Genomic DNA, 13,464 nt, shown 5'->3' with positions numbered 1-13,464 from the left:
CGAACTAAGTTTAGAGTTAAAGATATTGATAAATTATTTAAAGATTACTGTAATGATTTATTTAGTATTTAGCTATATATAAAACCTTAAATAGCCAAGGCGTTGGACTGAGCAAAGTTGAAACTCAACATCTAGAAGCCATGGTCAGCCTCTATCAAAAAGCCCTTAGCGTAGACCCTCTGCTTGGCCTTCCGCTGATTGCGTATTATCCAGCGGAGCGTTTTGTTAATGATGTCAGTATTTTAAATAAGAACAACCCCGCAATCTTTCAGCCTTTACATGCTTATGAAATTTCGGCAATTCCATTTACCACTTTTATTCGTTTTTTTGAGTGGTTCCGTGAAATTTCCGACATTGAAAATGCACAAAGTGCTCAGATCATCCAAAATTTACTCCATCCCCAAGCCAGATCAGATTCATCCCACAGTACTGACGCGGATTTTAATCTCTTTGGACATAAACTCGCTCAAGCACAGGCCGATCTGCATGCGCCCTCCTTACGCGCTTTACGCCAGGCCATCGCCATTATCTTGCCGGATATCAGCGATATCTACCTGCAATATCATCCGAAACTGCAACTGATGGTTTGCTATCAAGGCAAAGACATGCTGTTCCAGCAATTGTCGAATAGTGTGCGAAATCTGGTGGCTTTGATTGGTGATGTTGTGCGCCGAATCTGCTTACTCAATCCGAATAGCCTGTACCCATGCCAAGAAGGCGATGGTATTTTATTGATTGATGCGATTGACCATCAATTGGATCAGAACATGGCGCAAGTGATTTTACCGCGACTGAATCAAGCCTTTCCACGACTACAAATTATTGCTACGGGTAATCGGCCTGAACTGCTTGAACAGGCCTCACGTTTTCAATGCTTGCGCTTGGTGAATAAAAAACTATTCACGATTGAAATAGAAAAAATGCAGGAAACCTATGCGCAGATCTATCAACAACTGCTACTCGATGCGAATGAAAATGCTGAAAGCAAAACTGTTACAGCAGAATTAAAAGAACCTGAGCAGCACCAAGATCAGGTGCAAAATATACTGCATCTGATTCACAGTCAGCTCAATGAACAACAACAGCAAGAACTGCTGCAAGCCTTAACTCCACCGGGTGACCAAAATACAACACAAGCTCTGTGATCAATCACCAATCATCAGTTTAATCCGTCATCTTGGCTATAGCTGTTGTAAATTTAAACTATAGGCCCTAACGATACCCCCATCAGGGTTTCAGCAGGCGTATAATATTTGACGTGCTTCATAAAAAAGATTGATGTTGTTTTACGCATGTAATATGATCGGTTTTATTTGCGATTTCCATACTAACATCGGAAATTGCTATCGCCTCACGAGTTGCGCAACACAGCTTGTTTTTAATTTTTTTGACACACATGGCTTTCAAGATTGAATTTTTTGGACTGCTCTTTGCTGTCCTGTAATCCTTGAAAGATGAAATTTACCTAGGTTTCACGGCCTAATCATGACAATGGATACGAGTGTGCTACCGATTATTATATTGTTACCGTTAATACTAGGCACAACACTTGTCTCGTGGCTGAAGCAATTCTCGCGCGGGGTAACGGCTATTGGAGCAATTGCCATTAGCTTGAGCAGTTTGGTTTTACTCCTCACACAAGCTCAAGCCGTTTTTAATGGCGCTACCATTATTCAAACTTGGCCTTGGCTGACACAAGCAGGGATTGATTTTAGCTTCCGTCTCGATGCGCTGGGTTTATTATTCTGCTTGCTTATTACGGGTATCGGCACCTTAATTTTTATTTACGCCTATTACTATCTCAGCCCGAAAAACTCCCTCAGTAAACTGTATGTTTTACTCATGCTTTTTATGGCCGCCATGCTCGGCATTTCATTGTCTAATAATTTAATTTTATTGCTGATTTTCTGGGAACTGACCAGTATTTCCTCCTTTTTATTGGTGGGTTACTGGAGCAATTATGATGCTGCACAACGTGGCTCACGCATGGCTCTAACCATTACCGGTATGGGTGGTCTATGCATGCTGGGTGGCTTTGTTTTACTGGCGCAAATCACAGGGACCTATCAGATTGATCAAATCCTGCTGATGAGTGAGCAGATTCAGCAACATGCTTTATTTGTACCCGTTTTATTGCTGATTTTAATCGGTGCATTCACCAAAAGTGCCCAATTTCCGTTCCATTTCTGGTTACCGAATGCCATGGCAGCACCGACACCTGTCTCGGCTTATTTACACTCTGCGACCATGGTGAAAGCGGGGATTTTCCTGCTTGCGCGCTTATTGCCGATTTTTGCAGGCGCTGCGCTATATCACAATATTGTGACTTTTGTCGGCCTATTTACCCTGTGTATGGCAGCCTTCTTTGCCATTTTCAAAGAAGATTTAAAAGGCTTATTGGCTTATTCGACTATCAGTCATCTGGGTTTAATTGTTTGTTTATTGGGGATTGGTTCACCTTTAGCTGTGGCTGCGGCCATCTTCCACATTATTAACCATGCAACTTTCAAAGCGGCACTGTTCATGATTGCCGGGATTATTGACCATGAATCAGGCACACGTGATTTACGTAAACTCTCGGGCTTGTGGCAACTGCTTCCGTTTACCGCAACTTTAACCATGATCACTGCGGCATCCATGGCAGGCGTACCATTGACCAATGGCTTCTTGTCCAAGGAAATGTTCTTTACTGAGCTACTCGCCAACTTATCTGGTCCGGTGATGATCCTGTCTGCGATCATCGCAACCTTCGCAGGGATTTTTGCCGTTGCCTATTCGGTCCGACTGGTACATGGGGTATTTTTTGATGGTCCTTTAGGCAAAGAAGTTCCAAATAAAGATGCCCATGAACCACCTTTCGGTATGCGTGCCCCAGCTACTTTACTTGCAGCACTCTGTATTTTGGTCGGTTTATTCCCTGCCCTGTTGGTTGAACCGATTGTCAATAGTACCGCGCGTGCCAGTATTCAAAATCCAAGCTTTGAAGGCGCACATCTTGCAATTTGGCATGGTTTCAATGCACCGTTAGTGATGAGTATCATTGCGCTTGCTGGTGGTCTCATTTTCTACTTTGCCTTGGCCAAAGGTGGAAAACTGCGTCGTATTGACTTCGATCCAATTCTGGGCAGATTTCAAGGTAAATTGCTGTTTGAAGCCTCATTAAAACAATTATTGCTCAGTTCACGTAAATTCCGTCGTTGGACTGAAAATGGCAAATTACAAAGCTATTTATTGTGGATCCTGATTTTTACCGTTGCTCTAGTCACCGTTCCATTCTGGCTACAAGGTATCGGAACAGGCAGTCGTGAGCTTGTACATGCACCGGTAATTGCTATTGTCTTATGGCTCCTGCTGTTCTCAGCATGTTGGATGATGTTGTGGTTCCATCATGAGCGGATTAAAGCGGTGCTGATTAGTGGTGCTGTTGGTCTCGTCGTGACCATGGTATTTATCTGTTTCTCTGCACCTGATTTGGCGCTAACCCAAATTACCGTCGATGTCGTGACCACCGTTTTACTGCTCATGAGCCTCTCCCTATTACCACAGCTCACGCCGTATGAATCGAGCCTGTCACGTCGTTGGCGTGATGCGCTGATTGCAATTATTGCCGGTTTGGGGATTGCATGGATTGCATGGCTGATCATGACCCGTGATCACAATTCGATTTCATGGTTCTTTATGCAGCAATCGATTCCGCTTGGCGGCGGCACCAATGTAGTGAATGTGATTCTGGTCGATTTCCGTGGTTTCGATACCTTCGGTGAAATTACCGTCCTTGGAATCGCAGCGATTGGCACCCTCTGTATGATGGATGGTATGCGTGCTCACGGTACCACCATGACCCAAGGTCTAAGCTATCGCTTTAACCCCTCCCCGTTGATGCTGCGTATTACCGCATCATGGATTTTACCTCTGGCCTTGGTGGTCAGTCTGTATATTTTCCTACGTGGACATAACCTGCCAGGCGGCGGCTTTATTGCTGGTCTGATTACCTCATTGGCCTTGGTGATTCAATATATTGCAGTAGGTCAAGACCGTGCCGAGCAATTGATTGGCGCAAAATCAGGTCGTCTCTATGAAATCTGGATTGGGATTGGTTTAACTATTGCTGGTCTTACCGGGATTGCAGCATGGTTATGGGGGCGTCCATTCCTGACCAGTGCACATATTTATGTGTCTCCACCGATTTTAGGCGAAATGCATTTAGCATCTGCGGCGCTATTCGATACTGGGGTATATATTACGGTCGTGGGTGCGACCATGTTGATGATTTCCGTCTTAGGCGACTCGCGTCACTCGAGTATGTCTGGTCCAGTTCCAAGAGGCTAAGAAGATGATCAGTTTAGAATTTTTACTTGCCTCAGCGATCGGTTTACTAACTGCGACCGGGGTCTATCTCATCCTGCGAGCACGTACCTTTCCAGTGGTACTGGGTCTAGCGATGATTGGTTATGCAGTGAACTTATTTTTATTTGTGATGGGACGCATTCATATTAATGCTCCTGCAGTATTGACAGAAACCACCAAAGCCACCGATCCCCTACCTCAAGCTTTAGTACTGACGGCTATTGTGATCGGCTTTGCAACCACAGCATTTATTGTGCAACTTGCACTACGTAGTCGTTATGAAACGGGAACAGATCATGTGGACTCGAAAGAAGAAATACCGCAGATTGACCCACGGGAGGATGAGCCATGATGCATGACCTCATCCAGTTTTGGACAACCCATAGTCCTGTTTTCAGTATTTTAATTCCCGCATTTACTGCATTTATTTTAGTACTTTTAGGCAATCCCGGTTCCGGCTCCTTAGCACAGGACTGGCGACAACCTTGGCGCCGTGGCATTAGCTATGTCTCGGGTATTGTGGGTTTAATTACCGCGATCAGCTATTTGGTCATGACCAGTTCAGGTCAAGTCCTTGTATACAACTTGAGTGAATGGGCAGCACCGTTTGGGATTGTTCTAGTACTTGATCGACTTTCAGCTTTCATGCTGCTGCTCACTTACGCATTGGCTGTTCCTGTGATGTGGTTTGCCAGTAAAGAGTGGGATGAACGTGGTCGCTATTTCCACGCCATGTGTCATTTCTTGCTCATGGGCTTATGCGGTGCTTTCCTCACAGGCGACTTATTCAACCTGTTTGTCTTCTTTGAAATTTTACTGATGGCTTCCTATGTGTTGCTGTTGCATGGACAAGGCAAAGCGCGCTTTCAGCTCGGCATTCATTATGTGACCATCAACTTATTCGCTTCTGCCCTATTTCTGATCGGTCTCGGGATGATTTACGGCAGTGTCGGCAGTTTAAATATGGCCGATGTTTCACGTTTAATGCCCTTATTGGACGCAGATGAACACCGTATCGCTGTCGCAGGCGGATTGCTGCTATTTACCGTATTTGGAATTAAAGCAGCAATGTTACCGGTCGGTTTTTGGCTGCCAAAAACCTATGCTGTGGCAACAACACCTGTTGCAGCATTATTTACCATCATGACCAAGGTTGGGGTGTATGCCATTTTACGGGTCAATGGCACGGTCTTTGATGATGCCTTGAGTCGTGAAATTTTACAGCAATGGTTATTGCCAATTGGCTTAATTACCTCACTCTACGGCGCTTATGCGGCTATGGGGACAGATCGTTTACGCCGTTTTGTTGGCTTTATGATTTTATCCTCCGTCGGAACAATTTTGGTGGCCATTTCTCTGTTCAATGGTGATGCGTGGGCCGCTGGACTGTATTATTTGATTCACAGTACTGTAATTGCTGCGGCATTTTATCTGCTATCGGGTTGGATCACCTCGCAACGTGGCGAATTTAAAGATCATTTTAAAATTGCACCACGTATGAAACAGCATAATGCGATTGCTGTGTGCTACTTCCTGATTGCCTTAATGATGGCTGGATTACCGCCATTTAGTGGTTTCTTGGGCAAAGTCTTTATCTTGCAGGCCACTGCAGATTCACCTTATCAAATCATCATTATTTTAGTGATTTTGCTGGTCAGTTTACTGAGTATCATTGCCTTTACCCGCGTTGGTTTCATTCTATTTTGGCGTGCGACTCAACCTGAGAATGATGTTAATACTGAAGAATATCAACGTTATCAAGCCTTGCCCGTTCAAGCACCACGACGCAATGATAAAGCCATCTATGTATTATTGGCGGGACTGATCGCCTATATGGCTTTTGCTGCGCCGATTTATGACTACACCCAAAAAACCGCGCATCAAATTCAAAATAATGCCCTGTATGAGCAATTATTATTGAAAAAAGATGCAGAAGGGCAAGTCATCAGTGTGCAACCTTATGACCCTGAAAATTTACCAGAAACCAAATATGGCGGTGAATCGGCAGATCCTAATGCGCATTTAATTCCTGCATTGATTGCACCTGAAACACTGCAAGGTGAACATATCTCGCAGTACAAACAACAGCAAATGAATAAACAAGCGGTGGACGAGACGCAATCTGACACCACTCAGCTTAAACCTATGGAGGCACCTTAATATGTCTCAAGTTTCTGTGCTAAGCCGTTGGCTCCCTCATCCCTTGGTTTCGGTTATCGTCGGTCTCAGCTGGGTGATGTTGGCGCATAGTCTCGATGCAGCAACCCTCACTATGGCATTATTGCTTGCCATTATCATTCCGCGTTTAGTCCGCCCCTTCATTGATCACACTCCCAATATCAATTGGTTGGAAGCGATTAAATTATTCTTTGTGGTGGTCTGGGATATTATTATCAGTAATATCCTGATCGCTAAATTGGTGCTTGGTCCTTCACACAACATTCATCCAAAATGGTTTCGTGTCCCACTGGATTCACAACATGAAGAAGTGAATACCTTATTGGCAATGATCATTACCACTACACCGGGCACAGTCACTGCCGGAATTGACCAAGATCGTGGAGATATTTTGGTGCATGCGCTGAGCACTGAGGACCCAGAAGCTGAAATTCAGACCATTAAAGCACGCTATGAAAAGCCATTGCTGCAAATTTTTGGCGTAAATACAGGAGAATCGGTATGACTGTTTTACCTTATGCGCTTGGAATTTGCCTGATTGCAGTCACCATTTCTATGCTGCTGTGTCTGGTTCGACTGGTCATGGGGCCATCAATTGTGGATCGACTCCTGGCATTGGATACTTTATTTTTAAATGCCACCTGTTTGATTGTCATTTTAGGAATTTATTGGGCCAGTACTGCAATGTTTGAAGGCGCACTTTTGGTTGCTATGCTGGGCTTTGTCTCAACCGCAGCCTTGGCGCGCTATTTCACCACTGGCCATGTAATTGATTAGGAGTACATAACATGCAATTGCTAATGGAAATCCTAGTCTCAATTTTTCTCATCATTGGCGCATTTTTCATGTTGGTCGGTGGTATTGGTATGGTTCGCCTTCCCGACTTGTTCATGCGACTTCATGCACCGACAAAATCCAGTACATTAGGCTTAGGTAGTTTTTTAATCGCTGCCATTATTTATGCCGCTTTTCAAGGCCGTTTCGGTTTTGCCGAAGTACTGATTACGCTGTTTGCCTTTATTACAGCGCCAGTATCGGCCAACTTAATTGCACAGGCAGCAATACATTTACGTCTACGCTCAATGAGTGGTGAAGTCCCTGAAGCACTGAATCGCCCGCTGCCTTGGCAACGGACTCGCCGTCGTGCTTTTCATCCCAAAACCAATACCAAACTGGATGATCTTGATTAAGATGCGATCATCCAACTGAGTTTAAAAAATCTTGTTTTAAGAGACATCATTTTTAAATACTTATCGTTATAAATTGTTTACCTCAAACACAAAAAAGCCACCCGAAGGTGGCTTTTTTCATTCAGTGAACTGAATTATTCATCATCTTTTTTTGCATCGTCAGCAGGAGGTAGATCCTTCACCGCTTCCGCAATAAGACCAAACATATAGTTGCCATACGCATTGGTTTTGTCGTAATGGAAACGTAAACGTGGCGTAATACGTGTTTTGATACGACGACTCAATTCGTGACGCAAGAAACCTGAAGCTTTGTTCAAGACATCTAAGGTTTCTTTATTTGCTGCTTCACTTTGCTCATCGCCCAGTTCACGACCCATTACAGTCACATAAACTTCGGCATATCCTAAGTCTGGGCTCACCTTCACGGCAGAGATGGTCACAAGACCACCTAAGCGTGGATCTTTCAGCTCCTGACGGATCAGTTCTGACAACTCGCGTTGTACTGTATCCGCCATGCGCTTCAGACGTTGACTACCCGCCATTAAAGACTCCGTTTAATCAATTGAACATCATACACTTCGATCTTATCTTGTACTTTGATGTCTTTATAGCCTTTAACTGCAAGACCACATTCCATACCGGCACGAACATCTTCCACCACTTCTTTATAACGACGTAGAGATTCAAGTTCACCTTGGAACACCACCACATCATCACGAAGTACGCGAATCGGTTTGTTACGGTGTAATGTACCTTCAAGTACCATACAACCTGCAGCAGCGCCAAATTTACTTGAGTGGAACACTTCACGTACTTCAGCAACACCCAGAATTGTTTCACGGTGTTCAGGTGCCAATTTACCACTCATCGCGTCTTTCACATCATCAATCAATTGATAGATGATTGAGTAGTAACGAATGTCGATACCGTCAGCATCTGCTTTTTGGCGCGCAGTGCTATCTGCACGTACGTTAAAGCCGAGAAGTACTGCTTCAGAAGACTCTGCCAGTGTTACGTCAGACTCAGTGATCGCACCTACACCCGAACCGATAATACGAACTTTCACTTCGTCCGTTGCAAGTTCAGCAAGTGCAACATGAAGCGCTTCTAAAGTACCGCGTACGTCAGTTTTCAATACCACGTTGACAATCGGCACATCTTTTTTGCCCATTGACGCCATAATATTTTCAAGACGCATCGCAGATTGGCGTTCAAGACGTTTTTGACGTTCACGATCATTACGCGCATCAGCAACTTCACGTGCTTTTTTCTCGTCATTCACAACAAGAACTTCGTCACCCGCCATTGGCGCTTCAGGAAGACCTAAAATTTCCACTGGAATTGAAGGACCTGCTGATTTAATACGTTGACCATTTTCATCTGTCATCGCACGTACACGACCGTATGATGAACCTGCAAGAACCAGATCACCCACTTTCAATGTACCGTTTTGAACCAGAATCGAAGTCACCGCACCACGACCTTTGTCCACACGTGCTTCAATTACCACACCTTGTGCCGCACCTTCTTCAGAGGCTTTCAGCTCAAGAAGTTCGGCTTGAATTGAGATCAAATCGAGAAGTTCGTCAATACCTGCACCTGTATGCGCAGATACTTTCGCGATTGGAACGTCACCGCCCCATTCTTCAGGTACGATTTGTTTCGTGGTTAATTCGTTCAATACGCGATCTGGATCAGCAGATTCTTTATCCATCTTGTTGATAGCAACAATGATTGGTGTACCCGCTGCACGCGCATGGTCAATGGCTTCCGCAGTTTGCGGCATTACACCGTCATCTGCTGCAACAACCAACACCACGATATCCGTCGCTTTCGCACCACGTGAACGCATTGCAGTAAATGCTGCGTGTCCCGGAGTATCCAAGAAAGTGATAATCCCTTTCTCAGTTTTCACATGGTAAGCACCGATGTGCTGAGTAATACCGCCCGCTTCGCCTTGAGCAACTTTGGCACGACGAATACGATCCAGAAGCGATGTTTTACCATGGTCAACGTGACCCATGATGGTAACGACTGGTGGACGTGTGGTTTGAATACCACGTGCTTCTTCAGCTGCTTCAAGTAAGTTATCTTCGGCTTGTGTATCAGAAATTAATACTGGGTTGTGGCCCATTTCTTCTACAATCAGTGCCGCAATTTCTTGGTCAATTGCTTGGTTCTGAGTGACTAACTCGCCCATTTTCATGAGTGACTTAATAACTTCACGAACTTTAACTGCCATTTTTTGTGCTAAGTCAGCAACAACAATGGTTTCGCCAATTTCAACATCATAAACTTGTTTTTTAACTGGTTTTTCAAAGCCATGCTTGTTTACTTGGCTGGTTTTCAAACCACGTTTATGGGAGTTATCACGGAAAGATTGCTCTTCACCACGGCGACTGCCTTTTTTCGGTGAACGTGAATTATTCGTGTTGGTACCACGTTTAATTTCACGGTCTTCTTTAGCAAATGAATCTTCATAGGCCTGACCAACAAGGCCAGCAGCAAGCGGAGAATCATCAACAACACGGATGGTTGCAGTTGAATCTTCTGAAGAATACTTAGATGCCATTTGACGCATTTGTTCAAGCGTACGCTGCTGTGCTTCTTCAGCCGACTTACGACGTGCTGCTTCTTCCACTGCTTTTAGTTGAGCTGCTTGAGCTTCACGCGCTTTTTTCTGCTCTGGTGTTTCAACAGGCTTAGTAATCGGCTTGTTGTTTGACTTACGCTTAACCACAACCGCTGCTTTTGGTGTTTCTTGCTTCGCATGCTCTTGCTTTGCAGCCGCACGCATTGCTTCTAAAGCTTGTTTTGCTTTAGACACCGGTTGTTGTTTCGGCTCTTCAGCTTTCGCTTCAGTCTTTTGTTCAGCTTGTACACGTGCTTGTTGATCGGCTTGTGCTTTCGCTAAAGCTTCCGCTTTAATTTGTTCAGGATTCGGCTTTACAAATGTATGTTTCTTACGAACTTCTACATTAATCGTTTTTGCCTTCCCCGAGGTACTCGCCACTTTTGCGGTACTGGTAGTTTTACGTTTCAACGTGATTTGTCCTGCATTGCCCGCATCCTGACCATGAACTTTTTTCAAATGGTTAACGAGGGCATTTTGTTGTTCAGTGGAGATAATATCGTCAGGTTTAGTTTGTGGTAAACCCGCATCACGAACCTGTTCCAGCAGCTTCTCAACTGGACGACCCACGCTGAGAGCTAACTCCTTAATCGACTTGTCCGTCATATATTACCTCCTAGTTAAACCATGATTCGCGCGCTTTCATAATAAGTTGACCTGCTTTATCAGTACCTAAACCTTCAATATCAGCGATATCATCAGTGGCTTGATCTGCAAGATCATCTACAGTTACTACACCGCGCGCGGCAAGCGCATACGCGATTTCTTTCGTCACGCCTTCCATCGCTACAAGCTCAACGCTTGGCTCTTGGATGTTTTCTTGTTGTTTCAATGCATCCGCCAATGCAACTTCTTTTGCACGGCCTTGAAGCATTTCAACAGTTTCAGCATCTAGCTCGATCTCATCGAATGTTTCCGCAGGAACATAGGCGATTTCTTCGAGTGATGTGAAGCCCATTTCAACCAACGCCATCGCCAGATCTTCAGCAATATCTAAACGAGATACAAACATATCTAAATATTGTTGAGCTTCGTTTTGTTGACGCGCGTGATATTCTTCTTCCAGCATCATATTCAGCTTATAGCCGGTCAATTCAGATGCTAAACGTACGTTTTGACCTTGTGAGCCAATTGCACGCGCCAACTGATCGCTGGTTGCAAAAATAATATCAGCAGTACGTTCTTCTTCATCAATCACGATACCCGATACATCTGCAGGCTCTAAAGCACTGGCGATGTACTGTGCAGCATCATCAGACCAAACAACAACGTCAATACGCTCACCATTTAACTCAGACTGAACCGCTTGGATACGTGTACCACGCATACCAATACATGCACCGACTGGATCAATACGATGATCGTTTGTTTTCACAGCGATTTTAGCACGAACGCCAGGTTGACGCGCAGCAGCCTTAATCTCAATGATTTCTTCAGCAATTTCAGGAATTTCTTTCTTCATCAATGCCATTAGCATTTCTGGTTTAGCACGAGAAAGTAATAACTGAGCGCCGCGACCTTCACGGTTTACGTTATAAAGAATGGCATTGACACGTTGTTTCGGACGCAAAATTTCTTTTGCAATCATTTCTTCACGTGCAAGATAAGCTTCCGCATTGTCACCTAAGTCGATAATGAAACCGTCTTTGGTTTGTTTTTTCACTTCACCGTAGATCAGTTCACCAACTTTAGATTCGTAAGCATCAGCGATTAACGCACGTTCTGCTTCACGGATTTTTTGAACAATGACTTGCTTCGCAATTTGTGCAGCAATACGACCGAAATCGATTGATTCAACCTCAAGCTCACGAATGTCACCAATTGCCCATTTTGCAGGATCTACATCAGAGATCGCATCTTGGCATGCTGGCATTTCATGATCTTCGTCGGCAACCACTTCCCATTGACGGAAAGTACGATAGTCACCTGTACGACGGTCGATTTCTACACGCAGACGAGCTTCTTCCGAGTGTGTTCCCTCGTAGAATTTCTTCTTCGTCGCTGCAACTAAAGCTTGTTCAAGCGCTTCAAAAATTGCATCACGACTTACACCTTTTTCGTTACTAACCGTTTCTACTACGGTAAGAATTTCACGAGCCATAGGTCACCTATTCGTTCAGATTCTTATTTATTGAATTAATCTTGGTAAACCAGATTTGCTTTATCAATATTGTGACTATCGATGTCCAATACTTGCTGTTCTTCCACTTCAACCTGAATCGTTTCATTTTCAAGGTCAACAGCAACAAGTTTTGCTTGGAGTTTACGACGGTTATCCACAGCACTAATCAAACGCAAAGCAACTTGCTGACCAATATATGCAGACATTTGTTCCAGTTTAAAGAATTGACGATCCCAACCTGGAGACGACACTTCTAATGCATATTCACCTGAAATAGGATCATGAACATCGAGCATTGCGCCCACTTGTTGCGTTACACGGACACAATCCTGTACGCCAATCCCACGACCTTGCTCAACTTCACCATCTTCGTTGAGCACAGGTGCTGCATTCTCATCAACTTCACGGTCAATATAAATACGTAAGATTGAACGCTTACCTTGAGGCTGGAAATCAATGCCCCAAAGATCTACATCACATGCTTGCACAGCTGGCGCAATTAAGTCCTGAAGTGCTTGAGTTTTATTTGATAGCTTCATTTACTCTCGTCAAATTTGTGCGATTCGATGGTCGAAATGACCACTACAGACCAATACGAAACTATAGTAGTAGTGAAACATGACGGTTTGACCAAAATACTGTCGACACTACACGATAGCCAATAAAAAAGGGCGTAATCGCCCCATTATTACACAGAAAACCAAAGCCCACTGTGCAAAAAGGCCCACCTAGTTGTGAGCCTCTTTTTAGAAACTTGGTAGCGGGAGCTGGATTTGAACCAACGACCTTCGGGTTATGAGCCCGACGAGCTACCAGACTGCTCCATCCCGCATCAACATGCAAAAATTATATACAATTCATTCGTCATTTTCAATCTAAAACAACTTGAATGATTGCCCACTGATTTGCATCTCAGAGGATTGGTAGCGGGGGCTGGATTTGAACCAACGACCTTCGGGTTATGAGCCCGACGAGCTACCAGACTGCTCCACCCC

Annotated in this window: 10 protein-coding genes, 1 tRNA gene and 1 pseudogene; 7 read left to right on the top strand and 5 right to left on the bottom strand. The window is 44.4% G+C overall.

Annotated elements, in window-relative coordinates; genetic code table 11:
• Nucleotides 1-74: 74 nt before the first annotated feature.
• From ACN6OV_RS08045 to ACN6OV_RS08015, 7 genes and pseudogenes are all read left to right on the top strand, one after another.
• Nucleotides 75-1,145: pseudogene (locus tag ACN6OV_RS08045) on the top strand (ATP-binding protein); the annotation flags it as partial.
• A gap of 346 nt (nucleotides 1,146-1,491) precedes the next feature.
• Nucleotides 1,492-4,329: a monovalent cation/H+ antiporter subunit A gene (locus ACN6OV_RS08040; protein ID WP_427951727.1), complete on the top strand. Its 2,838-nt coding sequence runs from the start codon at nucleotides 1,492-1,494 to the stop codon at nucleotides 4,327-4,329.
• A gap of 4 nt (nucleotides 4,330-4,333) precedes the next feature.
• Nucleotides 4,334-4,699, top strand: a complete 366-nt coding sequence (locus ACN6OV_RS08035; RefSeq protein ID WP_078192550.1) for a Na+/H+ antiporter subunit C — start codon at nucleotides 4,334-4,336, stop codon at nucleotides 4,697-4,699.
• Entirely contained in the window at nucleotides 4,699-6,507 is a 1,809-nt protein-coding gene (locus ACN6OV_RS08030) for a monovalent cation/H+ antiporter subunit D (RefSeq protein WP_427951724.1), read from the top strand. The genes ACN6OV_RS08035 and ACN6OV_RS08030 overlap by 1 nt, the downstream gene beginning before the upstream one ends.
• 1 nt (nucleotide 6,508) lies before the next feature.
• Nucleotides 6,509-7,030 (top strand): Na+/H+ antiporter subunit E, encoded by a 522-nt coding sequence (locus ACN6OV_RS08025; RefSeq protein WP_427951721.1) that lies wholly within the window; start codon nucleotides 6,509-6,511, stop codon nucleotides 7,028-7,030.
• A complete protein-coding gene (locus ACN6OV_RS08020; protein ID WP_427951718.1) occupies nucleotides 7,027-7,302 on the top strand; it encodes a monovalent cation/H+ antiporter subunit F in 276 nt (91 codons plus the stop codon). Before ACN6OV_RS08025 ends, ACN6OV_RS08020 begins: the two co-directional genes overlap by 4 nt.
• A gap of 11 nt (nucleotides 7,303-7,313) precedes the next feature.
• Nucleotides 7,314-7,715 (top strand): Na+/H+ antiporter subunit G, encoded by a 402-nt coding sequence (locus ACN6OV_RS08015; protein ID WP_427951715.1) that lies wholly within the window; start codon nucleotides 7,314-7,316, stop codon nucleotides 7,713-7,715.
• 134 nt (nucleotides 7,716-7,849) lie between these two features.
• Here ACN6OV_RS08015 and ACN6OV_RS08010 read toward each other — a convergent pair whose 3' ends face one another.
• The 5 genes from ACN6OV_RS08010 to ACN6OV_RS07990 form a co-directional block, all read right to left on the bottom strand.
• Nucleotides 7,850-8,257 carry a ribosome-binding factor A gene (locus tag ACN6OV_RS08010; RefSeq protein WP_427951712.1) on the bottom strand — a complete coding sequence of 136 codons (408 nt, stop codon included), beginning with the start codon at nucleotides 8,255-8,257 and terminating at the stop codon, nucleotides 7,850-7,852.
• Nucleotides 8,257-10,953, bottom strand: a complete 2,697-nt coding sequence (infB, locus tag ACN6OV_RS08005) for a translation initiation factor IF-2 (RefSeq protein WP_427951709.1) — start codon at nucleotides 10,951-10,953, stop codon at nucleotides 8,257-8,259. The genes ACN6OV_RS08010 and infB overlap by 1 nt, the downstream gene beginning before the upstream one ends.
• Before the next feature lie 10 nt (nucleotides 10,954-10,963).
• Nucleotides 10,964-12,448: a transcription termination factor NusA gene (nusA, locus tag ACN6OV_RS08000; protein ID WP_427951706.1), complete on the bottom strand. Its 1,485-nt coding sequence runs from the start codon at nucleotides 12,446-12,448 to the stop codon at nucleotides 10,964-10,966.
• A gap of 35 nt (nucleotides 12,449-12,483) precedes the next feature.
• Nucleotides 12,484-13,008 (bottom strand): ribosome maturation factor RimP, encoded by a 525-nt coding sequence (rimP, locus tag ACN6OV_RS07995; RefSeq protein WP_427951703.1) that lies wholly within the window; start codon nucleotides 13,006-13,008, stop codon nucleotides 12,484-12,486.
• 216 nt (nucleotides 13,009-13,224) lie between these two features.
• Nucleotides 13,225-13,301: transfer RNA gene (locus ACN6OV_RS07990), tRNA-Met, on the bottom strand.
• Between the last annotated feature and the right edge of the window lie 163 nt (nucleotides 13,302-13,464).

Source organism: Acinetobacter sp. (assembly GCF_050285345.1).
GTDB lineage: Bacteria > Pseudomonadota > Gammaproteobacteria > Pseudomonadales > Moraxellaceae > Acinetobacter.
Note: the sequence above shows the minus strand (reverse complement) of the source record. Positions and strands in the feature narration are given on the sequence as shown.